The 25,913-nt window shown below is 69.7% G+C and carries 24 protein-coding genes; 5 read left to right on the forward strand and 19 right to left on the reverse strand.

Annotated features, from left to right (window positions below; translation table 11 throughout):
* Positions 1-246 precede the first annotated feature (246 nt).
* On the reverse strand, positions 247-1,209 hold the full coding sequence (locus tag Raf01_RS35295; protein WP_203922439.1) for a helix-turn-helix transcriptional regulator: 963 nt from the start codon (positions 1,207-1,209) through the stop codon (positions 247-249).
* 95 nt (positions 1,210-1,304) lie between these two features.
* On the opposite strand from Raf01_RS35295, the gene Raf01_RS35300 reads away from it, so the two are divergent.
* Together Raf01_RS35300 and Raf01_RS51005 are read left to right on the forward strand one after the other, a co-directional pair.
* Positions 1,305-1,874, forward strand: coding sequence for a DinB family protein (locus Raf01_RS35300; RefSeq protein WP_203922440.1), 570 nt, complete (start codon positions 1,305-1,307; stop codon positions 1,872-1,874).
* A gap of 481 nt (positions 1,875-2,355) precedes the next feature.
* A complete protein-coding gene (locus tag Raf01_RS51005) occupies positions 2,356-3,039 on the forward strand; it encodes an alpha/beta fold hydrolase (protein WP_373319668.1) in 684 nt (227 codons plus the stop codon).
* A 532-nt stretch (positions 3,040-3,571) separates the two neighbouring features.
* On the opposite strand, the gene Raf01_RS35310 is transcribed toward Raf01_RS51005, so the two are convergent.
* From Raf01_RS35310 to Raf01_RS35385, 16 genes are all read right to left on the reverse strand, one after another.
* A complete protein-coding gene (locus Raf01_RS35310; RefSeq protein WP_203922442.1) occupies positions 3,572-4,690 on the reverse strand; it encodes an alpha/beta fold hydrolase in 1,119 nt (372 codons plus the stop codon).
* Between the two features lie 11 nt (positions 4,691-4,701).
* Positions 4,702-5,874 (reverse strand): alpha/beta hydrolase, encoded by a 1,173-nt coding sequence (locus Raf01_RS35315; RefSeq protein ID WP_203922443.1) that lies wholly within the window; start codon positions 5,872-5,874, stop codon positions 4,702-4,704.
* A 112-nt stretch (positions 5,875-5,986) separates the two neighbouring features.
* Positions 5,987-6,490, reverse strand: a complete 504-nt coding sequence (locus tag Raf01_RS35320; RefSeq protein WP_203922444.1) for a MarR family winged helix-turn-helix transcriptional regulator — start codon at positions 6,488-6,490, stop codon at positions 5,987-5,989.
* Between the two features lie 469 nt (positions 6,491-6,959).
* Positions 6,960-7,541 (reverse strand): winged helix DNA-binding protein, encoded by a 582-nt coding sequence (locus Raf01_RS35325; RefSeq protein ID WP_203922445.1) that lies wholly within the window; start codon positions 7,539-7,541, stop codon positions 6,960-6,962.
* 545 nt (positions 7,542-8,086) lie between these two features.
* Positions 8,087-9,199 (reverse strand): M23 family metallopeptidase, encoded by a 1,113-nt coding sequence (locus Raf01_RS35330; protein WP_203922446.1) that lies wholly within the window; start codon positions 9,197-9,199, stop codon positions 8,087-8,089.
* Positions 9,196-9,711 (reverse strand): hypothetical protein, encoded by a 516-nt coding sequence (locus tag Raf01_RS35335; RefSeq protein ID WP_203922447.1) that lies wholly within the window; start codon positions 9,709-9,711, stop codon positions 9,196-9,198. The genes Raf01_RS35330 and Raf01_RS35335 overlap by 4 nt, the downstream gene beginning before the upstream one ends.
* 82 nt (positions 9,712-9,793) lie before the next feature.
* The gene (locus Raf01_RS35340) at positions 9,794-10,120 is read right to left on the reverse strand and encodes a hypothetical protein (RefSeq protein WP_203922448.1); all 327 of its coding nucleotides are present in this window, start codon (positions 10,118-10,120) and stop codon (positions 9,794-9,796) included.
* Positions 10,117-10,743, reverse strand: a complete 627-nt coding sequence (locus Raf01_RS35345; RefSeq protein ID WP_203922449.1) for a hypothetical protein — start codon at positions 10,741-10,743, stop codon at positions 10,117-10,119. Before Raf01_RS35345 ends, Raf01_RS35340 begins: the two co-directional genes overlap by 4 nt.
* Position 10,744: 1 nt before the next feature.
* Positions 10,745-12,598: a type IV secretory system conjugative DNA transfer family protein gene (locus tag Raf01_RS35350; protein ID WP_239134220.1), complete on the reverse strand. Its 1,854-nt coding sequence runs from the start codon at positions 12,596-12,598 to the stop codon at positions 10,745-10,747.
* Positions 12,598-14,172: a putative type IV secretion/conjugal transfer ATPase gene (locus Raf01_RS35355; protein ID WP_239134221.1), complete on the reverse strand. Its 1,575-nt coding sequence runs from the start codon at positions 14,170-14,172 to the stop codon at positions 12,598-12,600. Before Raf01_RS35355 ends, Raf01_RS35350 begins: the two co-directional genes overlap by 1 nt.
* Positions 14,169-15,671, reverse strand: coding sequence for an SCO6880 family protein (locus tag Raf01_RS35360; protein WP_203922450.1), 1,503 nt, complete (start codon positions 15,669-15,671; stop codon positions 14,169-14,171). The genes Raf01_RS35355 and Raf01_RS35360 overlap by 4 nt, the downstream gene beginning before the upstream one ends.
* Positions 15,672-15,687: 16 nt before the next feature.
* Positions 15,688-17,766 carry a hypothetical protein gene (locus tag Raf01_RS35365; protein ID WP_203922451.1) on the reverse strand — a complete coding sequence of 693 codons (2,079 nt, stop codon included), beginning with the start codon at positions 17,764-17,766 and terminating at the stop codon, positions 15,688-15,690.
* Complete coding sequence (locus Raf01_RS35370; protein WP_203922452.1) at positions 17,763-18,479, reverse strand: hypothetical protein; 717 nt, start codon at positions 18,477-18,479, stop codon at positions 17,763-17,765. The genes Raf01_RS35365 and Raf01_RS35370 overlap by 4 nt, the downstream gene beginning before the upstream one ends.
* A gap of 14 nt (positions 18,480-18,493) precedes the next feature.
* On the reverse strand, positions 18,494-18,856 hold the full coding sequence (locus Raf01_RS35375) for a hypothetical protein (protein ID WP_239134222.1): 363 nt from the start codon (positions 18,854-18,856) through the stop codon (positions 18,494-18,496).
* Positions 18,856-19,620, reverse strand: a complete 765-nt coding sequence (locus tag Raf01_RS35380) for a hypothetical protein (protein WP_203922453.1) — start codon at positions 19,618-19,620, stop codon at positions 18,856-18,858. The genes Raf01_RS35375 and Raf01_RS35380 overlap by 1 nt, the downstream gene beginning before the upstream one ends.
* Positions 19,621-21,054: 1,434 nt before the next feature.
* Positions 21,055-21,591, reverse strand: coding sequence for a hypothetical protein (locus tag Raf01_RS35385; RefSeq protein ID WP_203922454.1), 537 nt, complete (start codon positions 21,589-21,591; stop codon positions 21,055-21,057).
* Between the two features lie 127 nt (positions 21,592-21,718).
* Between Raf01_RS35385 and Raf01_RS35390 the strand changes: the two genes are divergently transcribed.
* The 3 genes from Raf01_RS35390 to Raf01_RS35400 all read left to right on the forward strand — a co-directional run bounded on the left by Raf01_RS35390 (position 21,719) and on the right by Raf01_RS35400 (position 23,870).
* Positions 21,719-21,967, forward strand: coding sequence for a hypothetical protein (locus tag Raf01_RS35390; protein ID WP_203922455.1), 249 nt, complete (start codon positions 21,719-21,721; stop codon positions 21,965-21,967).
* Between the two features lie 330 nt (positions 21,968-22,297).
* Positions 22,298-22,957, forward strand: coding sequence for a hypothetical protein (locus tag Raf01_RS35395; protein ID WP_203922456.1), 660 nt, complete (start codon positions 22,298-22,300; stop codon positions 22,955-22,957).
* Positions 22,958-23,393: 436 nt separating this feature from the next.
* Positions 23,394-23,870, forward strand: coding sequence for a hypothetical protein (locus tag Raf01_RS35400; protein ID WP_203922457.1), 477 nt, complete (start codon positions 23,394-23,396; stop codon positions 23,868-23,870).
* Positions 23,871-24,069: 199 nt separating this feature from the next.
* Here Raf01_RS35400 and Raf01_RS35405 read toward each other — a convergent pair whose 3' ends face one another.
* Positions 24,070-24,447 carry a hypothetical protein gene (locus Raf01_RS35405; RefSeq protein WP_203922458.1) on the reverse strand — a complete coding sequence of 126 codons (378 nt, stop codon included), beginning with the start codon at positions 24,445-24,447 and terminating at the stop codon, positions 24,070-24,072.
* 67 nt (positions 24,448-24,514) lie between these two features.
* Positions 24,515-25,828: a MerR family transcriptional regulator gene (locus Raf01_RS35410; protein ID WP_239134223.1), complete on the reverse strand. Its 1,314-nt coding sequence runs from the start codon at positions 25,826-25,828 to the stop codon at positions 24,515-24,517.
* Positions 25,829-25,913: the final 85 nt, after the last annotated feature.

Raw genomic sequence — 25,913 nt, forward strand, 5'->3', positions numbered from 1 at the left:
TGGGCCCACACCGTCCAGCCAACGCGAGCACCGGCACCAGACCGGCCGCCGACGCCAGATTCGACTTGTCGAACTCGGCGGCACCCACCGCCCGAGTATGAGAAAGTCGCACCTACGAGATGTCCCTCCGTTCTCAGCAGGCATGGACCTTCAGCAAGCCTGATTCTGCTGCCGCCAAAGGGCATTCTCATCTAACGGCGTGTTCAGCAACCATGGTCGTCGGCGGATCGGGGTATCAGCCAACAGTCACGCGCCCGTGGCCCGTTTGAACCGGGCTCCCCATTCGTGGATCTGCTCAAGCAGTTCGGGCGGATCGACGACGTGGAAGTCGGCGCCGAGCGTGCCCAGTGCCATGGTCGGCCAGTCCAGGGAGTCGGCGGTCATACGCACCCGGCAGTGCTCGGCGTCGAGTTGCTCGACTGTGCTCCACCGGCCGATCCGCTCGCGCACCGCCGCGGCTGGGGCGTCGACCAAGACCTCCACCCGGTACGGGTGGGGCAGGTCGCCCAGGCTGGTGCGGACGAACTCGGCGGCGTCGGCAGCGGGCAGGTCGCGGGGGCGGAACCGGGAGCCGGTGCCGTATGGCGCGGTGAGGCGGTCGACCCGGAAGCTGCGCCACTGGTGCCGGGTGAGGTCGTAGGCGGCCAGGTACCAGCGGCGGCCGAGGGAGACCAGCCGATGCGGTTCGACGTGCCGGTCGGTGTGCTGGCCGCCGGCGGCGGTGTAGGAGAAGCGGAGGTACTCGCTGTCCCGGCATGCCAGCGCGACCACGGTGAGCACACCGGGGTCGACGCCTGGCCTGGCCGGGCCGTCCCAGCCGGCGGGCGTTGTCATCGCGCCCAGCGCCTCGACCTGGCGCCGTAGCCGGGCCGGCATCACCTGCACCACCTTGGCCAGCACCCGCACCGAGGACTCGGCGAGGCCCTCCACGGCGCTTCGCGCGGCGGCCTGCAGCCCTACCGCCAGGGCGACCGCCTCCTCGTCGTCGACCACGAGCGGCGGCAGTGCCGCGCCCGCGGTGAGCTGGTAGCCGCCGTCCACGCCGCGCTGGGCTTCAACCGGATAGCCCAGCTCGCGCAGCCGGTCGATGTCCCGGCGCAGGGTGCGGACCGAGACCTCCAGCCGCTGCGCCAGTTCGGCGCCCGGCCAGTACCGGTGGGTCTGCAGCAGGGACAGCAGCCGCAGCGTCCGGGTGCTGGTGTTCGCCATATCTTCGATTCTCGCGCTATTTAGGTCAGAAAGTGTCCGCAGTGCAGCCTAGCGTGGATCCCGACCGACGGAACAGGACAAGGAAGGCGCAGACCATGAGCGAGACCACGACCGTCGATGAGCGGACGACCCACGACCTGGCCGACGCGCCGCCCGCCACGAGCGAGCGCGCCGACCTGCTGGCGATGCTGGCCAAACACCGGCACTTTCTGCGCTTCACCACCCGCGACCTCACCGACGAGCAGGCCGGGCGGCGGACCACCGCCAGCGAGCTGTGCCTGGGCGGCCTGATCAAACACGTCACCACGGTCGAGCGGACCTGGGCGGACTTCATCCTGAAGGGGCCATCGGCGATGGGCGACTTCACCACCATGACCGAGGCCGACTGGGCCCGACGGGCCGACGAATTCCGGCTACTACCCGATGAGACACTGGCCCAAGTGCTGGCCAACTACGCCGAGGTGGCCCGCCAGACCGACGAGCTGGTCGCCGCCCTGCCCGACCTGGACGCCACCCAGCCGCTACCGAAGGCCCCGTGGTTCGAGCCCGGCGCGCGGTGGTCGGCCCGCCGGGTGCTGATACACATCATCGCCGAGACCGCTCAGCACGCCGGCCACGCCGACATCATTCGCGAGTCACTCGACGGCGCTAAAAGTATGGGCTAACCAGCGGCGTGGTAAAGGAATGCCTGTTCAGGGTGAGGGCGGGGTTGGTCTGGCGGACCCGGCTGCGCGGGTGGGCCGGTCTGCGCCCAGGCGCACCGGCCACCAAAGTACAGCCGGCGGGCCCCGGCGCCGCTCGACACCCGCCCGCGAACCGACCGATGGCGCGACCGGCGAATGACGCCCTCGTAGCCTGGAGATGTTCGACAATGCACAGGTCCGGCACTGGCGTGGCGATCCGGAGAGCTACCCCACGCTGTCGCCTGACCGAAACTCACAGTTTGGTTTCCTGCCGCCACGACCGAGCGGGAGTTGCTACGCGCGCTCTGTGGACGGTACCGATGGACACGACAACGCAGGCAGCGGGCGCTGAGCGTGCCTCGTGGACCGCACCGCATGCACGCCGAGGTGACGCCCGGCACCCGGGGTACCGGTGATCCTGATGCACGGCTTCCCGGACAGCCTGCACCTCTACGACCGGCTCATGCCGCACCTCGCGGGCCGGGTACCAGTGGTGAGGGTCGACTTCCTCGGCTGGGGCCGGTCGAACAAGCCGGCCGGCTACCCGTACACCGCGACCAACCAGGCCGGCGACCTGGCCGCGGTCATCGACGCCGTCGGTAGCCAGCTAGACGCCGATCGGGTCGTGCTGGTGGCACACGACGCCTCCGGGCCGCCCGCCATCGCTGTCGTCGCCGGCTTGTGGGTTCAGGGCGTGGTTGACCAGGTTGCCGAGGGCTCCGCCGAGGGCCGCGCAGGCGATGGTTCCGGCCCCGTCCGTGGCGGCCTCGTAGAGCCCGAAGGCGAGCGTGCCGACCGCGTAGTCGGCGACGGTGGCGATGATTGCCTTGTGTGCCTGGTAGAACGTGTTCGCCGCGTGAGCCAGCTTCTTGGCGTGGCACTTCAGGTCGAACGTGCCACACTTCTTCGGCTTCGATTTCGACGCGCCGCGGCCGCTGTTGTTGCCGCTGCCGTGCACGGTGCAGCAGTTGTGGTCCCCGGTCGTGACGTCGTGGCCCGATCCACCGGTCGGCGTCTTGCCGAAGTCGGTGCCGTGACTGATGCACAGGTCGCCGTCGCTGAACGCGCAGTCGCCGGTTGGGTCGGCGCCGTTGACCGGGTTGTCGGCCGCGTAGTGTGTAGCCGCTCAACTGCCCCGGATCGGTGAGTTCCTGTACGGGGTCGCGTTGAAGGAAATGTCCGGTGGCCGGGTCGTAGTTGCGGTCGCCGAACAGGTCCAGACGGGTGACCGGATCGGTGGGCTGGTTCAGGGAGGCCCGGTTGTCGACCCATCCGATCGGGCTGGTGCCGCAGGTTTGTCCGTAGGGGGTGAGGTAGCGGCGGGTCGCCGTCTGACTCGCATCGGCGCTGATGGTGACTTCGCCGGTGTTCTGCGCGTTGGTGTACTCATAGGTCAGGGTGCCGTCGGAGGAGCGCACCTCGGTCGGTCCGCCGGGGACGGGGTAGCGGCGCAGTCCGCTCAGGGTGCCGGTGGCGGTGTTCAGGGTCAGCTGCTCGGAGCTACTCAGATACGGGGTGACCGTGCTGGTTCCGCCTTTGGTGTCGCGTTGTAGCAGCAGGTTGCCGTCGGCGTCGACCAGTAGCGGGTGTCGGAGAGAAGCGGCTGACCGGCGGCCCCGGCCCTGGCCAGCAGAATCGTGTGGGTGCTGCCGGTTGGGCCGGGTCGCCGTCCACGAAAGCTATGCCGCGCAGAGTTGTGCCTGAAGCGGTCGCCTCGATGGGGGACGCGAGGCGGTGAAGCCGTGATCGACCCACCTCATCGCGACCGCGTACCACCGGTTGGCGTGGTAGTGCAGGTTGACCGGGTGCCCGGCGTCCGGCAGGACGTAGGCGGCGACGCTCCCGCTGGCCGGGAAGTCCGGCGCCTCCCTGGTGCAGATGTCGCCCGGAGTGCGGCAGGACAGGCCCTGACCCGGGTCGCACACCAGGGAGTCGTTCTGGCCGACGACGAGCAGCACCGGCACGTGAACCTGCTGGCTGGCAGTCACGTCGGAGAGGGCGCCCACATCGGCGATTTCTCCGCTGGTCACGGTCTGCGCGAAGGCGTTGTCGAGACCGGCCACCGCCGGGTCGGCGTCGGAACGGTCGTAGAAGTCCGCGAACCGGGTCGCTGCCCCTGGCCTCGTCGTGTCGTAACCGGCGGGCATGTTCATGCGGGCGAAGCGAGGGTCACCTGCAGCCGGCTGCAGCGTGCTCATGACCCGGTCGATCCTCGCGATGCTGCCCTGGTGGAGCAACCCGGTGAGGATGAGCGCGTCGAGGTCGTGGTAGCCAGCGTCCTCAACGGTCAGGATCCCGGAGCCCAGGGAGTGCCCGACCCCGATCACCCGGGCGAACCGGATGTGCTGCACGCGGCCCTGCCGCAGTGCCTGCACGATCTGGTGGGTGACATACGCCTCGGCAGTGACGGTGACCTCGTCGGCCGGTGGGTGGTCGCTCTGGCCGATCCCGATCCGGTCGATGTTGAACACACTGTGGTGGTCGCGGATCGCGGCCTGGACGTAGGAGTACTCGTCGGGCTGGTATGGCAGGTCCCAGTAGTGGTGGTCGTATGTCATGCCAGACACCAGAACCTGGACGGTTTCACCCCGCGACCGGTCGGCGCCGCAGAGCCAACCGACGACGGTGTAACGGGTCGATGCATGAGATGACAGGCTCACCGGCAGGGCGCTGCGTTGACAGCCGCCATCCAGGAGTCCCGCGCGGGCGGTACCGGTCAGTGTCACGGTGGTGGTCAGTACGGCCAGAAGGCTCAGGATCGTGGCGAGCGTGACGCGTCGGCGTCGGGTGATGTGCACGGCTGTTCCTCTCAGGAGTGTGATGGGTGCGGGCCGCCGGTCGCGGGAGTTTGCGGAGGGCGTCGGCGACAGAGCCCCGGCCCAGCGAGGGCGTCAGAAGCAGGTTCGTGTCCGTCCGCGCGGAAGGCGCCTGGGCGTGAGCCGCGGTCGAGGGTGTCGATCCAGGTGATGGCCGCGCTGAACCAGCGATCGGCGTGGTAGTGCAGGTTGATGGAGTGACCGGCGCCGGCCAGCACGAACGTCGTCAGGTGCGCGGCGGGCGGGAAGTACGGCAACTCCCTGGCGCAGACATCCGCCGTGCTGTGGCACATCAGCCCGACGGTCGGATTGCAGTCCAGGGAGTCGTTCTCCCCCACGACCTCCAGCACAGGTACCCGGATGGCCTGGCCGACGGCCCGGTAACGGGCGATGGCCAGCCCCTCCAGTTCACCGCTGGTCGCTGTCTGCGCGATCGCGTCATCAAGCCGCGCAACAGCCGTCTCCGCGTCCGAGGCGTGGTAGAAGTCGGCCAACCGGGTGGCCGCGCCTGGCGTGGTGGTCACGTATCCGGCGGGCACGTGCTGACCGGCGAAACGCCGGTCAGCGTCGGCCGGCACGAACGACGCGGACACCCGCCCGCCCTGCGCGGGGTCGATCGCGTGCAGGTAGTCACTCAGGACCAGGCCGCTGACGTCATGGTAGGTGGCGGCCTCGTACATGATCATCGCGGAGCCCATCGAGTGTCCCACTGTCACCACGGTCGGGAACCGGGGCAGGCCGTCGAGCGAGCCGTGCTGCATGGCCTGCACAACCTGATGGATCGCATACGCCTCGGCGGGCACCGTGACCTGGTCGGCCGGCGGACGGTCGCTCTGCCCGACGCCGATGCGATCGATGTTGAACACCACCTGGTGATCGGCGGTCGCCGCACGGACGTAGGAGTACTCGTCCGGGTCGTAGGGCAGGTCCCAGTACCGGTGGTCATAGGTCAGGCCGGAGACCAGCAGTTGCACGGCCTTACCGCGCAGACTGCCCCCGTCGGTGCACAGCCAGCCGACGACCCGGTAGCGGGTACGGGCGTCGGGTGACAGCTGGACCGGCAGTGTGTGGCGTTGGCAATGTGCCCGGGCCGGTGCCGGGTGGGCATCAGCGACGCCGCTGGTCGTGAACGTGCCGAGGATGAGCGCGGCACACGCCACCGTCATCCGGATGATCGCAGGCGGGCGTTGTCGTCGGTTCCGTTCCATGTTGTCTCCCCCGTTGCGGTGCCGGCCGGTTGCCGGCGCCTGTTGTCGCGCGTGACGGATCTGCCGACGGTCAGGTCGGTGGGGTCGGGCCAGCTGGTGGACACGCATCGGCGACGCAACGCAGCACCGCCAAGGCGCCTGACTCGGGCAGCGGGCTGGTACGGCGCAGCATCAGGTTCTCCTCCGCAGCGACTCTGCGCATGATCCGGTGCGTCAGCTCCCACCCGGCGGCCGTGGGTGCCAGCACGACCCGCCGGCGGTCCGCCGGCTGGGTGTGGCGACGGATGAGCCCGAGCGCGAGCAGACGAGCGCTGATGCCGGTGACAGTGCCCTTGGAGATGCCCAACGCCGCGGCCACCGTGCGGGTCTCGACGCGCCGTCGGTGGCAGACCAGCTGCAGAATGTCGAAGCCGGTCCAGCGCAGCCCGAACTCCCGTAGCACTGCGCGCTCGAGGTGCACACGCACCACGTTGGCCGCCCGGACCAGGTCCGTCGTCGGCCCGTCCGCCTGTCGCTGCTGATCGGTACCGGCACCAGCCCCGACGCCAGGCGCCCCGAATGTCGCGCCGTTCACGGCAGCACCATCCGGCCGGATAACAGCCGTGCGACCAGCAGACGTGCCAACAGCCCACTGCGCCGGTGCCACCCCGCGGCACGGCGCCCACCGCAGGCACCACTGAGGTGGAGGTCCGAGTGGTAGTTGCCAGCCATGAACCAGGACCCGCGAGGAAATGCCGCCGCTCCTCGATCTCGCAGCGCTGGCTCAGGTGCGCGATGCGCACCAGGCCGATGGACGGCGCTGCCACGCACGATCGCTGCCGGAAGCGGCGCGGCTACCGGATCGCTTCCGACGCTGTCCTGGCAATCGGGACTGGTCGTGACGTCGGCGGTCCCGGACGGCGTCGCAGGGCTATGCGTCGCCGGCTCGTCCGGTCCGCGCTGGCCGTCGTCGATGACCCGCTGTGGCGTCGATCCCATCCTGCTCTCCCCTCCCGTCTGGAGCGATCGTGATGTCGGCCTAGCGAATGTCGTCACCGGACCCGCTATGGCGCAAACCCGCCCGTGACCGCCCGCACGGCGGTGACCTGATGCAGCACCCGCCGCTCCTCCACCGCGACCGCCGGCCCGACCCGGCGGACGACGCCGCACCCGGCTGCGGTCGCATGCAGCGCCGGCGTTGGATGATGGGGTTCGCCGACTACGGCTGCCAGCTGCCGTGCTACGAGCAGGTCGACGGCCGGACCAAATGGTTGGCCGGGCATTCCGGCGCGCCGGGTCAACTCCCGGACTCCGATGTGGCCATGCGCGCACGTCACTCGAAGGACATCGAAGCCAGCCCAACTCAGGTCAGTCAGCCGCCCCACCATCTGATCGAGCCGCCGGATGACCGCGGCGATGAGCGTGTCCCGCTCATGCGCTGAGTGGGCGTCAATGGCGATGAGATGCTCGCTCGCGGTCCCGGTCGATGCCGAGGGTGGATCGTTGACTGGCCACCGTGCGGGTGATCCTTCACCGATCAGCGAAGCCAGGTCGCCGACGATCAGCGAGCGACTGAAGGCACCCACGGCACCACGATTTCCACCAGGCTGCTGAAGCAGATTCCAACTCGGGTCGATCACATCCACGAGGATTCCGGAACCACCAGCCCGGGTGAAGTTGACGCCCGTTGACCGCCGCTGAAGCCGCCCGCAGCCTAGCCGGCCACCGGCGCCACCAAATGCCTGGGCGGTGCCGACCACTCACCGCCATCGGCTGCGTGGGCGGTGCCGCAGTTCAAAGCCGTGCGATGCACCGCGCAGCGCATCCCGCCCTGACGTGAGCACCGCCTCTCACACTAAAGCATCCTAGGAACCTTGATTCGCTTCCCCGACCCGCGATGCAGGGCAGCCGACTGGCACGATCGGCTTCTACGGCATCCTGACTGGTTCACCCTCGCCACCCGCCGGTCGTATTCCCTGAAGCGCAAGGACGGCGGGCAAGCTCAACGGATCCGCCGCGCGGAGTCCGGTGCCCCTGACGCCTCCTGGACCGGTCGGAGTGGCCGGCTGCCCGTTTCGCCAGCAGGGTGTCGATGACTGCTACGCGGATCCACCTTGGCCGCTGTGGCTGAGTGGACGGAGTCGCCGCGGCGTCGGCCGATCGGAAAGGGCGCCATCGAGTGTGGGAAGCCTCAGCTCACCTGGGTCCCCAACGGCGCTCCCACCTGCTCCATCCACGGGACCGGATCGATGGCGTTGGCGTTGGTGAGCGAGCACCGCTTGTCGTCGCAGGCGACGCCGGTGTGGACCTCGTAGTGCAGGTGGGGTCCGGTGACGTGTCCGCTGGCGCCGACCGCGCCGATCGGGTCGCCGGCGTCGACGGTCTGCCCGAAGACGACAAACGGCTTGCTGACCATGTGGCAGTAGCGGGTGGCGACGCCTTCGAAATGCTGAACTTCGACGTACCAGCCACAGCCGGGTGTCTGGAGGCTGCCGTCGATGTCGCAGTTGCCGGTTGCCGGATCGCAGCCGGCCCACACAACCCGGCCGGCCGCGGCGGCGCGGATCACGGTGTTTCGGGCGGCGGCGAGGTCGACGCCCTGATGGGTCGGCCGATCGGATGTGCGGAACCCCGACACGATCGGCGCACGCACGGGCTGGACCCAGCCGCCGGAGGAGATGGCGGCGGGGTCGCGGCAGTCGACGAGCGCGGCACCAGCCAGGTCATTGATCGAGGCGACGCCGGCGACCGCAGCGACGACCTGCTGCGCGTCATTCTCCCACTTCGCGTACGCGTCCGGGAACGCTGAACGCTGCACCGCCTGGGCGGCCTGGGTGAGCGGCAGCGTCGCCCAATGCGGCACCGTGAACAGTTTCAGGTAGAACTTCCGCGACGCGTAGACCGGATCCATGATCTGAGCCACGGTTCCCCAACCCTGACTGGGCCGCTGTTGAAACAGGCCCACGGAGTCATGGTCGGTGGCCCTGGACGAGTTGGTCAGACTGGACTCCTGCATCGCGGTCGCGACGGCAATGACCCAGCCGCGGGGTGGCACCTTCAGGTCTTTGCCGACGGCGACAATGATGGCGGCGTTGGCAACCTGCGTCGCGTTCCATCGGCCCATCGCTCCCGCCTGGCCGGTCCGTACCACCACCGCGGCGGCCGAGGCGTTCGTGCTCTCAGGGGTGGCCGCGCACGCCGCGGCGGGCGGTGAGTCGGTCACGGCGGCAAGCAGCGGTAGTCCGCACAGCACGGACATGACGATGAAAACCGCTAACACGATGAACCCTCGCCGCCGGCTCATCGTGCCTCCCAGCCGGTGGTGACGACCAGCCACTGTCCGGCCATGTCGTCGCAGGTGACGCGCAGCGTGCCGGCGTCGGTCGGGACGTCAACGACGAGGACCACGGTGGTGGAGGACACCGGTGTGGGCGGTCCGGTGACGGTGGTCGCCGGGACGTTGGCCGGGTCGACGCTTGCCAGCAGCGCCGCGTAGTGCGGTGCGGTGTAGACGCGGACGCCAGCCAGCCAGGTCTGCGCGTCGAGGTTCGGGCGACTCCACGCGGCCGCGAAGCGGCGGGCGACCTCGATCGCCTGCCCTGTCGCGGCCATGCTGGCCAGCGGGAACGCTCCGTCGTCGTCGCCTGGGCTTGTCGTCGGTGCCGCAGCGCCTGGCTTGCCGCCGGGCACGGTGTGGTCCGAGGCGGATGGCGACGGGGACCGGTCGCTGGGCGCCGCGGTGCACGCCGCGGCCAGGAGGAGCGGGGCGATGAGGGCGCTTACCGTGGCGCGGCTGATTCTGGCGGTGTGATGCATGCGGATTCCCCCGTGTGTGGATGGGCAGGATCGGACGAGTCGGCGCGGTGATGAGGCCGCCGTACGGCCACCGGTGCCGGGGTTACAGCTCCAGGTCCATCTCGTCCTGTCGTGCCTGCAACTCGTCCTGCTCCCGCCGCCGTTCGTCGTCCTGGAGGTCGTGCTCGTCGGTGGCGCGTCGGCTGTCGGGGTCGTACGGGTCGGCGGCATCGCCCGTGTCGAGGGCGGTCAGGCGAACTGGGCGAACGTCGTTGTCCGGATCGTGGTCTGGTTCTCGCATGGGTCGCTCCTGTTCGTGGAAGGCGCGGATGTCGTCATAGGTCCGGGCGGCTGCCCGCGTCAGGTCTTCGACCATCCGCAGCAGCTCATCCCAGGAGTGGTCGGAGGTGATCGGCGCGGGTTGACTCATGGCTGGTCACCGAGTCGTCCTGCCGAGCCGCTGTCTTCAGGAAAGGGTCGGGTGGCCACGTCCGCGAGTGCGACGTCGAGTGCCTGGTCGCGCCAGTCCGCCGGCCAGGGCAGGTCGATGTGACGTTCGTTGTGGGTGCCGTTGCGGCAGCGGGTGTGGTCATCCCATTCCCGGATCCGTGACCGGGTGCGGGCGAGGGAATCCAGCCAGTGCAGGCCGGCGTCGGAGGCCGCGCCGTCGTCGTATGCGGCGTGCCACGCGGTGGCCAGCGCGGTGAGCTCCTCCACCAGGGGCGGATGGTGGGCCCAGCAGTGAGGGAGTTCCTCTGCGAGCTGATACCGGGCGGTCAACCAGCCGACCCAGTTGATGAGCCGGATCCAGGTGGTGCTGGCCTGCGTCCGGTCCAGGTCAGCCCACCGCAACGGGCCTGGCACCGTGTCCTGGGCCCCACCCCGGCCGCCGGGCCCGAGGCCGGCGACCTGGTCGCGCAGCTGCCGGTGCTGTTCGGCCAGGTCGGCGACGGCCGCGCGTAGGGTGCTCAGTCCCTGCCCGAGCATGGCGATGGCCCGCATGTCCGGTGGTGCGTCGTCGGGGAGGTCGAAGGCGAACTCGTCGGTGGTCATGTCAGGCCGCCGCGGCGAGTCGGTGGCGGAACGCGTCCCGGGCCGCGCTCAGCGCGGCGGCGTCGGGTCGCTGCCACCAGGCCGGTATCGCGACTTCGACCGGGGGGAGGTTGCCGACCAGGATCAGGGCGTGGCCTTCGGGCATGGTCCGGAGTTCCGCCAGGTCGAGCAGGTGTTCCCGGCGGACGCTTTCGCTGACGCTGGCGCGGCCCGACCCCCAGGATGCGCTGGAGGACACTTCGACGATCTGCCCGGCCAGTGCCTGGGCGTCGCGCAGGCCGGTGACGTCGACGGACCCGCCGACCAGGACGCGGGCGTTGGCGGCATCCTCGATGGATCTGCCGCCCTTGTCTCCCCACCGTTCGCGTAGCTGATGGCTGTTCTGGCAGTAGATGCTGACCGCGATGCCGGCACCACCGCCCTCGGTCATCAGCGACGGCAGCGACGGAATCGGAGCGATGTTGGCGATCTCGTCGCCGATGAAGTACAGGGCGGGTTCGACGCGTCCGCCTGGTGCCACCAGTGCGAGGCGTTTGGCCTGGTAGACGATGTCCTCGGTGATCGCGGACAGCAGTGGCGCGATCAGCGCCTGGGCGTCACGGGTGCCGACGAGATACAGGGTGCCCTGGTCCCGGAGCCACTCGACGGGTCTGAACTGCTGACCGCGCGGCGGGGAGCAGGCCGCGAGCACTCGCGGGTCGTTGAACGCGTCCAAGGCGCCGGCGACAACGGATTGGATGGTGTCCCGGGCCCGGCCGGTCGTCTCCCGGTGCCGGGTCAGCCGGTCGGCCCAGGAGTCGACGCCGTGGTGGCGCAGGATGTTCTCCGGGCGGCTGTTGGCGGGGTTCTGCGACCAGGCCAGGACGTCCACCATGGTGGCGGACTCGTCCAGCGCGGCGGCGTGCAGCAGCCCACGGATGACGGTGGCGGCCTGGTCGCGGAACCACTTGCCGTTCTCCACTGACTCGTCACCGATCCCGGATCCGGTGGCGAAGCCCTGGGCGCGCAGCATCGCGATCACCTGGTCCTGCGCGCCTTCGATCGGGGACCAGCGCAGCCGCGGCACCCCGGGCACCTCACCCTGCGGTTCGAAGATCGACGTCGGTCCGCGTGCGGCGCGCAGGTCGTAGGTCACTTCGGCGACGTCGAGGCGGGTGGAGGTGGTGAGGACCGCGCCGCGGGCGTCGACAACGGCGGGGATCACCAGGCGGGTGGTCTTGTTGCCGAACCGGGCGACGGCCTCGGCGAGCAACGTGTACTCGTTGGCCAGATACAGCGGCGTGTTCGTCAAGACGTCAGCGCCGAGGAACCGGCCGACTTCCAGGGGGTCGGTGCGTCGGCGTTGCTTGTCGGCGCGGGTGGGCGGGTCGTCGCCGTCGCGGATGGTCAGACCGGGCCGCACCACATCGACGCGGGCGAGAACCGCCGCAGCGGTCAGTACCCGGCTGAGGTCGGCGCGGCGGGCGAAGCCCCGCCGTCGGGCGAACCGCCGGGCCACCGTGACGCCAGGGGTGGCGACGGTGACCAGGGGTGCGGCGAACAACAGCAGCCACAGCGGGTAGACCAGCCAGGGCCCGGGAACCCGGGTACGGGCCGCCGCGGGCCACGCCGCCGCTGGGTGGCCGGGGTGTGCCATCAGTCGTAGTGCGACACCGGGCGCCTGCCCGGCGCTGCAGTGGGGCCACCCGTGCGTGAGCAGGCCGCCCAGTTGCCCGGCCAGCCACAGCGACCACGCCGCGGTCGGCAGCACCACCGCGATGACGGCCAGGATGCCCAGCCGGGTCAGCAGGTCCGCGCGCATCAGGCCGCGGCGGGGCAGGTGATGCGCCGGGGATGACAGCGGCGGGGTTCGCATCAGGCCGCCTCTCCGGTGGCCGCGGCTTCCAGCCGGACCTCGTGGTCGGCGTCGGTCAGGTTGTCGATGCCGGGCACGACATTCATCCGGCTGTCGGTGTGAACCATGGGGCGTTCCACGGTGGAGAGTTGGTGTTTGACGACGAAGGAGCGGGTGCCGATCCGCCACAGGCCGACGCCCTGGCGCAGGTGGCGCAGCAGATCGGTTTCCACGTCGGTGGTGCCGAGGAACTCTCGCGCCTGGTCCAGCGACCCGGTCTCCTGCCGGTAGGAGATCCGCACACCGGTGTCTTCGATGAGCCCGCGGGCGATGCGGACCTGTTCGGAGTCGGCGGACCCGGCCGCGGCGAGGTCGCTGAAGCGGTGGAAGGCGAAGATGTTGCCGATGCCGTAGACGCGGGCCAGCTTCACCTGTTCCCGCATCCGCCGCACCAGCGGCAGGTGATGGGCGATGAGCGCGAACTCGTCGTAGAAACACAGCCGGGGCGGCGCGTCGGGGGCGGACAGTTCGGCCTCCAGCCACGACTGGGCGCAGCTGGTCACCATCGCCGTCATCTGGTCGCTGCCGCGCACATCGCGCAGGTCCAGGATCGCCCCGGCCCGCGCCCAGTCCAGCGACGCGCTGCGGGTGGTGGGGCCGTCGAAGATGCCGCCGATGACCCCGGTCACCGCCCGTTCCAGGGCCAGGCGTACGCGGCGGGAATCGTTCACGAAGTCGTCGACCGGGTAGTTGAGCCGGCTCAGGCGGTGCCGCCACCGGGCGGGGTCGCCGGCCGCGTCCAGCACCGCCGACAGCGTCGGCTCAGGCATCCGCGCGGTGCTGGTTGCGTCGTCGGCACGCGTCACCGCGTCCAGGGCGAACTCGGCCAGGGACCGCTCGGCCTCGGTCAGCGGGCTGCGCAGCTCGATTTCCAGCAGCCCTTCCAGCAGCAGCAGGCGGCGGGTGCGTTGCAGCGCCACCCACTGCGTCTCGGACTGCGACCGGTGGCGGCGGATTCCGGCGAGCGGGTTCATGACCACGCCGTGCCCGGGGCCGACGCGCACCGGCACGACACCGGTCGCGGCGGCCAGCGCGTCGTACTCCCCCTTCACGTCACTGATGTAGAACCGGATGCCGAACGGCACGCCGCGAAACGCCAGGCATTTGAGCAGGCTGGACTTGCCGGAGCCGATCTCCCCGGTGACGACGGCATTCGGCGCGGTGATGATCTTCGCCCGGTACAGCTCGTGGAGGCTGCAACTGAACGCCGACCGGGAGTACACCTCGGTGCCGATCAGGGCGCCGTCGACCGGCAGGCCGGGGTCGGCGACGAACGGATACACCGAGCACAGCTGCGCGGAGGTGGTCACCAGCGGTGGCAGCCGCAGCGGCCAGTAGGCGCGTCCAGCGGCCGGACCGACCCCACCACGCCTGTCCGCGGCCGGTGGCCTGGCCAGCCGCCGCGCGTCGCGCAGCAGTGCCCGCTGCTGGGCGCGCAGCGCGGCGGCGGCCTGCCGCACGTCGCGGCGGGCGACACTCTCGGCGATCCGGTCGCGCAGCGACCCCTCCCGTCGCAGCCCAGGTGTCCGGCTCACGCCGACCACCCCCGCACCGGCTTCAGTCCACGAGCCAGCGGCAGGGCGCCGGCAGCGAACGCCTGGTCCTGCTCCCCATACAACGTGACGGCTTCGCAGCCGGCCCGGGACAGCAGCCGTTTGACCTGCCGCACATCCCGCTCCAGCGCCTCCCCGTCCTGCGCGGTGACCGTGACCAGGAGTGCGTACCGGTAGCGGACATGGCCGGACGCCTGCTCCCGGTCGATCTGGGCGACCGCCTGGGCTTCCTGCGCGTCGCGGGCGGTGCGGACCAGGCGCATCTTGCGGCGGGTCACCTCGTCCCCGGCACGGTTGACCTGCTCCCGCCGGGACGCGAAAGCGGCCAGCGCGGCCGGGATCGGCTGCGCGACCAGGGTCACCGTGCGGCGGCAGGTCGTGCGGGTGTAAAGCGGAGTCAGCCAGGTTCCGCCGACCAGCTGCCGAGGCATCTGCGCCACCCACAACGCGCGGCTGACCCCAGAGTCGTGCCGGTACGTCGACCAGCCCACCGTCTCGGCCGCCACCGGGCCGCCCAGCCTCGGATCGGCGCCGGCGGCCACCCCACCGAATGCGCCGCCACGCAGGTCGACGACTTCCTGATCGGCCGGGTCGTACTGGGTGCGCAGCACCGCGGCGTAGGCGCGGGGCGACAACCAGCCCCGGGTGCCGACCCCGGCGTCGGCGACCGTGGTCTCGATACCGGCGAGCTTGTCCAGCACCACGGTGGCGATCGCGGCGTCGGTGCCGCCCGCGTCGCTGATCTGTCCCGACATGCGCGCGGTGTCGAACACCACCGCCAGGTAGATCTCGTGGCGCTGCGCCGCCGCCGCGGCGGCCGCCGTCAACTCCGCGAGGGACCGGTACGCCACACTGGTGGTGTCCACCGCCCGGTTGGCCAGGAACCGTTGGGCGCGGTTGCCGATGTCCGGCACCGCCCGGGAACACAGCGACCACCGCACCAGACCCGCGTCGGCGTATTCGGTGCCCAGGATGTTGAGGACCTGCGCCCAGTCGACCAGGCGCTGCTCCTGCACCGACGTGTCCGCCAGCAGCAGGTTCGTGCCGGCACACGACAGCGCGGCGGTCACCGTCCGCTCGCGCGGGTGGTGCAGCAGCCCGATCTCGGTGGTGCCGTCGGCGGCGACCGCAGGCAGCCACACGTACCCGGCGGCCGGCCCCGGCAGATCCATGAACGTATCGCTGGCGGCGAAAGGGCCACCCCGGTAGCGGTCCTGCCTCAGCGCACCCTGGACCAGGGCGCCGCAGATCACCGGCGCCCATTCGGTGACCCGCCGGCCCCGCAGCCGCAGCAGCCCAGCGGTGATCAGCACCGCGGCGAGCGCGACCATGCCCAACCCGGCGGGGCGCCGGCCGGCGAGGACCAGGTTGAGCGCGACCACCCCGGCCAGCACACCGAGCACGGTGGTCGTCATCTGCGACCAGGTGAAGCCGAGGATCGCGCCGCGGCTGGAACGCGGCGGGAACTGGAACTGGGTCATCAGGGTTGCCTCCTGTTCACACCGGAACGATCGGAACGTCAGCCGCGCCGGCCGCGCCGCCGGTCGATGCGGTGGGTGCCTGGCCGGGTCCGCTGATTCCCGCACCGCTGTCCCCGCCCGCCGCGGCACCCGTCTGCTGTGCGGCCCCGGATCCGGTACCGGTCATGGCACCGACGGGGTTGCCGACGTCTACGCCGGCCGCGTGGGGTGTGGCCGGCAGCGACCCGGATACGCCGGTCGTGTCGCCGGGCGGGGTCAGCTCGCCCGACGCGAGATCGTGTCGGGCGCCGGTCGCTCCGGCGTCGATCCCGTCGGCCTCCGCGCCATTCGGGTGATGACTCTGGTCGGCGCCGGCCGCGTCGGTGTCCCGGTCGTCATCCGGCTCCCCACCACCGCCGGCAAGGCCCGGATCCCCAAACTTCTCTCCGTCGGCGCCGGTGCTGACCGCGTCGGCGGCCTGCCGGCTCGGCCCGTCACGCAGGCCGGCGGCCGGCGCTGCCGCACCGGTCGGTGTCGTCGGGATACCGCCCGCGTTGGCGTTCATCGCCTCGGCGGCGGCTCCGCCCGGACCGCCGCCCTGCCCGCTCTCGTCGAGGTCGCCGACCGCGTCTCCGACACCGCGGCTGGCGGCGGTCCACACCCCGGCGGCGTTGACATCGCTCAGATAGCCGTCCCAGATCGACGTCAGCCGCAGCAGCACCGCCGGGGTCAGCACCATCAGCCAGATCATCAGCATCGCCCGCAGACTGGTGATCAGCTCGTTCGACTCGTACGCGGCACGACTGCCGTAGATCCACAGCATGACGATGAAGAACTTGCTGCTGGCCAACGCGTTGACGGTCCACAACCACCGGCGGCCCCAGACCCGCCCCTCGGCGATCACCTGCCCGCTCATCGCCATCGCGCCGAACAACGCCGCACCGGTGGCCAACAGGCCACGGAACAGCATCATGATGAACAACAGGATCAGCCCGAGAATGGACAGCAGCGCAATCACCAGGGCCACGAACCCGGTCCCGACCCCGGCCGACAGGTCGGTGATCGCGGTCACCATCCGGGACGGATCCCACGGGGTGCCGATGTTGCGGTCGATCAGCGCGTCGGTGGCCTCGTCCCACGCCTGCGTGACCACCCAGGCGATGCCGCCGGCCAGGGTGATACCCAGGATCGCGCGGACCAGGCCGCCGAGCGTGGCCACCGGGCCCGGCCCGTGAACACGCAGCCCGTTGACGATGACCGAGATCAGGAAGAACACGAACACCAGCAGCAGAAGGATTCCCGCGCTGGTGTTGTAGACCAGGAAGAACGTGTTGTCCGGGGCTCCGATGGACGTGGCGGTGAACACCATCTTCGCCAGCCACGACAGCAGATACGTCATGCCCTGCACCGCAAGGTCCACCACGCCCTGGATGCCCATCCGGATGCCGGCCCCCAGCGCCTTGCTCACACCCTTCTGCACCTGACAGGCGACATCGGTGCGGGCACACGGCGTGGGTGGATCCGGGTCGTCGAGCTTCGACAGGTAGTAGGCGCCGAACTGCCGGCATCGCTGCGCTTTCGCGTTCCACGCGCCGGCGTGGACGTGGTCGCCTGCGGCGCGCCGGGTGAACTGGTCGCAGTCGACCAGCGACGCGTCAGTGTTGTCGGCCGGGCCGTCCAGCAGCACTGATGGGGTGTTGTCCGGTGGTGGGCTGTCGAGGGTCAGTGAGGCCGCGTCGCAGGCGTTGGCTTCATCGTCGGTTGTCGCCCTGCTGCACACGGTCAGCCAGTGCGACGGGGCGCCCCGCGGGGGCGTGTCGGTGCGGATGACCCAGGCGAAGCACCACCGCACCTGGCGCACCTGGTTCGGCGCCGCACAGTTCGCGTCGCCGCCCGGGCCGCCGCTGCCGGTCGGTGACGCGGTCGGAGTGGGCTGGCCCGGCCCCGGGGTGGGGCTGGCCGTCGCTCGGGTTCCGGTAGCCGCGACCAGCAGTAGCCCGCACACCACGACCAGAACGACCCTGCCGCCGGCACGAGACCATGGCGCGAGCGTCCGGGATCCGTGGACGCGGCTCCTGCGCTCCCTGGCCACGGCGGGTGGGATGGGTGCCGTCATGGCATCTCCGGAATCCAGCTGTCGGGGCCCAGGACTCTGGCCAATACCTGCGTGTCGCGCGGTGACCCGTCGCGGGTCGCGCCGCGCACATCCGGTGGCGGCGCCGGTGCGGGCGTGTGCACCTGGAACAGCGCCCACCCGTGCGGTGTGAACTCCAGCGTCATTGGGTGCACCACCCAGCCGCCGGCCAACCCCGCATCCGGGCCCGCGATGGCGCCGTCGGTGCGCGGCCCGAACAGCCCGACACCGTAGGTTTCGACGTCGACACGGACGCCGTCCGTCAACGTGGTGGGGTCGCTGGATCCGGCGGCCCACACCCGGGCCACAACGGTCTGCGAGATGTTGGTGTTGCCGACCCGCCCCGTGCTGGGCATCAACGCGTCCACGAGGCCGTTCCCGGCGTCGGGTGCGACCAGTGCGGCTATCAACGCCCGCGCCCGGTCGGACGGTTCGGAGCCCACGTCGGCCAGCAACGTCTCGAACCAGGCGGCGGCGTCCCCCGCGCCCCGCACCGTCGCCGGAAACCCGGTCGGTACCCCATTGCTGTAGGCAATGCCCACCGGCGCGGCCGGCCCGGCCGACCCGCTGTGCGTCTGAGGTGCCGACCAGCGGCCGACCGCGACGCCGCCTCCGATCAGCAGCACGGCAACCGCGATCAGGGTCAGGCGTCCCACGGCCGATCCGGGGCCGGGCACCGGCTTGTATCTCGTCATCACCTGAATCCCGGCTACTGAGAGATCAGCCAGGGAATGATGGTGGTCGCGGACCCGACCAGAACGGCGATCAACGCGCCCTTCCACATCATGCTTCTCCCGCGGTCGCTGATGATGTGCGCGCCGAAGATCGGACCGACGCCGAACGCGATGAGTCCGGCCACAAAGCCGCACAGCGCGGCCACGCCGCCCATGAACATCAGCGCGTTCATGATCGTGTAGAACAGGTCGGAGCGCGGCACCGCCGTGGGGTCCGGATGGACCTTCCCCCAGTCGAAGCCGCCTCCCGAACCCGGCGGCGGCGACGGCACCGCCAGCCAACCCGCGCCGTGGCTGATTGCTGCCGCCGCGATCCACGCCCCCGTGGTTTCCAGCATCAGCTTGTCCCTTCGTCGCGTCCGGTCGTTTCGGGCTGGGTTGTGGCGACGAGGTGGGGATCGGCCGGGCACCGGTTCAGGACGGCCACCGCCACCCGCATCAACGCACCGCGGGTCACGCGACGCAACGACCGGACGTCAACCGGCTCCGGTCGGGCCAACGCCCCGTCATACGGCACCGGCACCAGGTCCCCGACCGCCTGCGCGGCCTGGATCTGCGCGGCACGAACCTGACGCGGCGGGCTCGGCGACGTCTCCATCACCACGACCACGCAGCGCTCCACCACATCGGCTAACCCAACCGCGCGCATCCGCGCCACCAGCCGCATCGTGTGCTGCAGACTGTCCACACCCGCCCGGGCGACCAGAACCGGCGCCGCGGCCCAGGCCAACGCCGTCCAGGTGCTTCGCTGATCAGCGGGCGACAGGTCGACCAGGACCACCGGGTACAACCGGCGCAGCGCAGCGACCAGGACCGCGACCTCCGAGTACAGCGGAGGCCGGCGCGCCGACGTCATCTCCGGCTCCCCGGTCAGCACCTCAAGGCCAGTCGGTCCCAGCTGCGTCCACCGCTGCACCTGGCCCCGGTCGGTCAGGCCACCCCCATGCCGGGCTGCGTCCCACACGGTGCCCGGGCTGCGGCGCCGCACACGGTGCGCGAGGCCACCCCACGGGCGGCCGGTCATGTCCACCGCGATCAGCGGCTGCGGACAAGCCAACGCCAACAGGGAACCCAGCGCGGCAACCAGCGTGGAACGACCCACTCCCCCATCCGCCGACGACACACAGACCAGCGCACCGCCCGGGCGTAGCGACGCCGCCCTCAACCAGAGACCATCCACGGATGACTCGCCCCGCAACTCCGCCGGCACCGCCCTGGGCGGCAGCACATGACTCGGTGTCGGCACCAGAGCCCACGCGGCCGGCGCCACAACAGGCTGCGTGGCCACCGGCTGCCGGCCGAGCGCCCTTCGGCCCAACAGCACCGCCGGTGCTGGGGGAACCATGTCCCCACCCGAGCGATCCTCCGCGACCGGATCCGATGTCCAGCCTGGCCCGCGTGCCGACATGGGTCGCCTCCTCAGCGCGGTTGCCCTGATGTGGATGTCCGTGGCCCGGCGCTGCCGGGCCGGGGCTTGTACCACCCGCCCTGGCCACGCTGGAGTCGGGACCAGGACGGGTGGATCCCCCCGTTCGCCATCACCACGCGGTTCGCGAGCCCGGTGCGGGTGACCACTCCACCCGCTACGGCGACCCTTCCCCTGTTGGACGCCAATCGACGCCCGCCTCATCCAAAAGACGCGGTGATGACCCCATCGACGATGCCGTCTGGGCTCGCCATCGGACAGTTGACGGGGGTTGACGCTGCAGCGTCCCCGCAACACGGTGCGCTGCCGCTGACTGGCAGGTGAATGGAGCGGATCTATCGGCTGCGGCGGTTCGCGAGTCAGGGGGAGGGCAACGGGCGCGGCGTGCGATAGCGCGTTGGCCGCCCCGTCGCTAGCCGTAGCCCGGCAACATGATTCCATGATCCCAAGCGAGCCAGCGTGGGGCGAACACCCGTGCTGGAACAGTACCTGGCAGGTCACGCAGGTCGAGCCGTCTTACCCGTGCGAGGTCGCCAGCGACCATGACCGGCAGAAGAACAGGTTCACCGAAGTTTCAGTGCCAGGGACGCTCGGCGGCGATGCGGGGCAGACAATGCCGTTCTTCGCACGTGTCCGGTTCGAGGGTAATCGGCTGCTGCGGTTTCAGGCGAAGATCGCGGATATGATTGTCTGGCCTGCGCTCGCGGAAGCCAGCACCCCAACACAGCGGTCAGCGCATCGAAGAACACCAGCACGTAGCCTGGCGGGCCGGCGGCCGGAAGCAACAATCGCTGCCTCAGAGACGGTATGTCACCCACTTGCTCGTCAGCAGATCAGCACGTGGCGATGATGTATCCCACGCCGTGGATGTCGGTCAGCGTGGAACGTGTCGCGGCTAAATAAACGGTTCAGCGACCAAGCGAAACCCGAATAGCTGCTGATCCTCATGGTTTCCTCGCAGTCAGATCGGATCGATGTGGTATCCGGAGGAGCATGGCCGATCATCCGGTGGCCACCGGTAACACTCCGACATTCGGCGGACGCCGCGAGAAGGTTGACTTACCGCCCCTGCATGTCAATACCCACTAATGGGGTGATGTGCGCGCCAAGTTACAGCGAGAGTTCGTCCAGGTTGGCCGGGCCCTGCTGGACCGCGACGGGAGCCGTCGGGGAACTGCGGGCGAACCCCGCGATAACGATGGCCCACACGACCAACAGGCCGGTCATCAACAGGACCACTTTCGCGCCGGCGCCGTTGATCGCGTACATGTAAGAATTGCCGTAAACATTGTACCGGGCGCCGTAATGGAATCCGATCTCAAGTGCGAACGCCGCAGCCGCCGCGACACCGGTCGCGACCGCCCAGGCGAATGTCGCCTCCGCCGCCGTGACCAGCGCGAGCAAAGCGGTCAGCAGCAGAACGCCGAGCATCGCGCGGCCCCAGCTCTGGGTGCTGTCCACGGGAGGCTGGCCATTGCTCGGACGTCCGGCGGCGACCGCCCACAGATTCCAGCTGATCCGAGGATGGTCGGCGACCACGACCCAGGCCGGCCCGGTGGTGGCGAGCAGGGCCGCGGTCAGCGCAAGCCCCGACACCGCTGTGCGCATCCGGTAGTCCAGGTTCTGGGACATCCGTCTGTCCGTCATCGTTTGACTCCCTGACGCCGGTCCGAGGAGACCAGTTTCGCACGCCCGCCGCATTCGGTCCGTCCCAGCTCGACCCTGACATGAGACCCGGGGATGGACGGGACAGCCGCCGCTACGGACGCGTCTCATGCTCGCGGTCGGCCGGCCATACCCAGTCCCGTACTTCGGGCCGGTCTTCGCCCGCGAGCTGCACGTACTCGCGGTGTTCGGCATGCTTGTCGACCATCCGTTGGCGCGGCGTGGCGGCCCTGCTGGACAGGCAGGGACCGCGGCGGTCGGCACCGGGTGGAAGGCGGTACTCTCCACACACACCCGGGCGGGCGCGGCATCCGGGTCACCGCACTGTCCCCGGTACCCGATCACCGTGGAGAAGTAACTCGTCACACTGCCGAACGCCGGCCTGCCCAGGTTCCGACGGCGACGGCACCACCCTCACCGAGCTCGGCATGCGTCACCGAGCGGACGAGCAGCAGCTCCTCGTACCGGACCCACGAGCCAGGCCGCCGTAACGTCCTCCTGGTACGGCGAATTCCACCGAGATTTCAGATAGCCGCTTACCGGTGAGACGGCCGGTAGTTGACGCAGGTTGCGGCCGAACCGAAGATGGGGACGACTGCAGGAGAGGCATTCAGATCACCCCGAGGCTGCCCAACCAGGACTACGTCCCGCCAACAGCGCGACCACCGCCCGACGACGGGAGACTCCTTTGAGCCTCAGCACTCACGACCCGCTCGGCTCGAGCACCGATCTCGACCTGCCCGACGCGGTGGTCGACGTACTCGTTGACCTCGGTCTAGCCTGCAATGCCGCAGTCGTCGCCATCACCCATGCTCAGACAGCTGAACTCAGCGCCCGCGAAGCCGCCGTTGCCGTCAGCGCGACCCGCCGGTCTTTACGCTGGTGTCAGCGCACCCACGGGAACATCGCGCTGTCGGCCCTGACCTATGCCGACATGTTGACCGCGGAGTACGCCGTCGTCGCGGCCAACTACGCCGTTGACGCGGCAAATGTCGCCGCCGACCTGCTCGCCGGACGGCAACCTCAGGTACCTGAGGCCGGGCGCCTGCTCCCCTCGCACGTGCTGGCCAACCTCGACACATCGGTGCCGCTGATCCAGATACCCCCGTCGCGCTTCGACCAGGAAATCGCCGCCGGGCACAACGAACAACTGGTCGCCTTCCACAGCGAGCTGGTCAGCGTCATCAGGCAACGACTGCCCGCGTCAGCGACGACCGACTACGACGACATCGCCCTGGCGGCGCATCGGCAAGCCGGCTCCACCGAACTCGTCCTGGAGTTTCCCGCCGCGCTGCACGGATACGCTTCGGCGCTGACATCAATGCTCCAGCTCGTTGCCACCGCCTAACCACGAGCGATGGCGTCCCTGTCGAGCCTCGTGCCGGTCGCGCCAAGCGCAAGATCGCCGCTGCGCTATAGGAGATCTGGGACGTCCGGGTCTTCGGCAAGCCCCAGGTCCGACAACGCGATCCCCAGCGCCTCGCACAACAGCCGCCGGTTGAAGTTGTCCGGCACCCGATGCCCGCACTCCCACCGCGACACCATTGCCTTCAACGATTCCGGCGTCGGCAGGCTCAGCCTCCTTCTCCGAGCGATCTGCTGCATCTCCCAGATCAGTCGTTGTTGAGACCAACGCCGCCGCAGCCGAGTACGCCGAAGAATCGCTCCGGGAGAAACCGATCCTTCTGCCTCGCCTGCCCCGGGGCTAGCCAACGGGCTGGACGAGCTCATACCCCCGTCGCCTCCTCGCGCGTCGACCCGACCGCCATGACAAACCCTGCAGCGTGACCATCACCAATCTCGTCAGCCATCTGCTCGCGGAGGACCAGCCGAGCACCGACTGGGCGTATGACCACCGCGTTGCGCAGGGAAGGTGGGTACCCACAATGTGGGTGAGGCGCTATGGGGCCCGCTCCACTCAAAGCCGTTGCGGTTCAGCGTTCCACCCGCTTCCGCTGCAGGCGGTGCCGTTGCGAAGCGTCACCGACGAGCTGAGCGTGCCACCCCATCAGCGCGCGCACACGCGACAGGTGACCGGACGGGCCATCGTCATGCGGCCCATCCTGACCCAGCATCAGAAACCATGGTCGGTTATCCACAGGCAGTATTCCCATCCACAGTGTCAGAACCATCCAAATCGCTCACTGCCTCCCGCGGGCAATCCACAGGCGCAGCCACATTCCGGAGCGATCGACACCAATCCCGTGGTGCAGATCGATGATGAGGTGCCCGCGACAGCTTCGGAAGTTGACGTGAGTTAACCCCCGAACACCGTTCCACCTATGGCGATGGGCCATCCGCCACGTTCAGCACCTGTCGGCTCGCGCAATGCCCCACTCGCGCACCTCGACATCGCTTGGATCGGGCACCGGGCGCTCCCGTATCACGAACGGTTCACCGTCGTCACGCTGAAGGCCATCCCGCGAATGCGCCCAGGCGACCCGCCAGGCGGTTTGCGCGCTACAACGACCAATCCTTGTACGCAAGGCCACACTGCTCGCACTCGCCGTCGGGATCCAGGTCAGACGGCCACGCGTGGTCGCGGCACTGGGTGTTGTCCGCCGTGGCGGTGAGGTCGACCAGCACGGCCAACACCTCAAGGTCGGACTCAGCGATGACCGCCGCGTCCGCCGGTGTTGGACGTTGCCGGCTCATGCCTACGTCTTCGGACGGAACCACTCTCGACTGCTGCTGACCCACGATATTGGCTTGGGAGGTGAACCTAGCGGCGTTGCGTGCCTGCGGTGCACGGCGCTCTTGTTCCTGTGTTGACGATTCGGACACGAGCGTTGGAGCCTGAGACATGCAGTCGCCCTTCGTCGGCGTCGCGGCGTTCATGCGCTGCTCATAGACGTTCCGAAGCTGGTAGGACGATCCGGTCGCCGCTGTCGCGGCAAGGAATTGGTCAGGTCGACTTGTCTGGCAGGAGAATCCGATCGAAGAACTCCACGTAACCCCCTTCCTCGAGCTTGCCGTCCAAGGCCAGTGCGGTGTGAAGCGAGTGGACGGTGACGTCGCGAGGGATGCCAAGGTCTCGCTCGGCCTCGCCCACGATCTCGCCGATCGCGAACACGGCGCTGCTGGGCTCGTGCCGAATCAGCCAGTCGAGCATCCGGGCGACCGGCGGGGCTACACCGTAAAAATTGATGCTCTCCGGTGAATCCCCCAACGTCTTTCCGAGCTTCTGTCCCTCGGAGAGCCCGTTCAACACGGCGTGCCGGAGCGTCACCGCCAGGTCGTGTGTCGGAATCATCCGGTCGAGACTGGCCGCCGCTGACCAGCCAAGACTGTCGGCGACATCCCGCACGGCCGCTTGAGTCCGCCACCGCAGAGCCCACCGCCGACGTCGATCAGGCCGGTCCCACAGGTCCATGAAGAACACCCGCGACAACCACTGCCACAGGTCAGCGACCCCGACCGGCACGGACGAGCCGTTGTGCACTGTGGACATGGTCTCGGCGGTGCCCTCGCCGGAGCGTCGACGCTGCTCAGCCCACTCCTCCGCCACCGGACGGGCCCAGACGCTCCGCCCTGCCACGACCGCCTGCGGCGGTGGGATCTCGCCTTCCCCGCGGGACAGATACGCCCGCAGGGTGGAGGCCACGATGTCAGCGATCTCGGCCATCTCGCCGATCCCGACCATCGCGTCGGCCGACAGCTCAGGAGCCGTCACCCTCACCACACAGCCCGACAACGAGTCCGGGGCTTCTCGGTGGGCGGCCCACGCGGCGAGGTCGTCAAGCCACCGGCCGCCGAGAGGAGCATCGACGTCGACCTCCTCAATCCGCAGCACTCGACCGCGGCCAGCGTCCGCGTCACCGGCGGCGAGCAGGTCGGCCGCGGTGATCGTGGTCGCCGCCGGCACCGGCCGGCGGACATAGTCCTCGCTAGCCCGATCCCAGACCTGCGACGGCCGGTACCAGGTGCTGCCGTCCCACCAGTAGCCGCCGGAACGAAACAGCAGAGCCGGACCCCACCAGCTCATATGCATGCCCGACGAGTCCTCGTCGCGCAGGAGAATCACCGACCGGCCGTGGTCCGGGTGCCACCGCACACACCAGGCCAAATCCTTACGGACCGGGTCTGTGGTGAACGCCGCCCACCCGCCTTCCTTGCACGGATCCTCGCGGCCCCACATCTGGTCGCCCTTCTTCCGGCCCACTGCCTCGATCGCCCGGGACTCCCCTACGGGGATGTGCGAGTCGTCCACAAAGGGCACGTCCGGGATCGGATGATCCGTTCGAAGCCCGTTCGCCACCGGCCGATATTCGCGCGACGTCAACGCTCACCCTCCCCAGCGGTGT

Origin of the sequence: Rugosimonospora africana, from assembly GCF_016862975.1 — a bacterium.
Taxonomy (GTDB): Bacteria; Actinomycetota; Actinomycetes; order Mycobacteriales; family Micromonosporaceae; genus Rugosimonospora; species Rugosimonospora africana.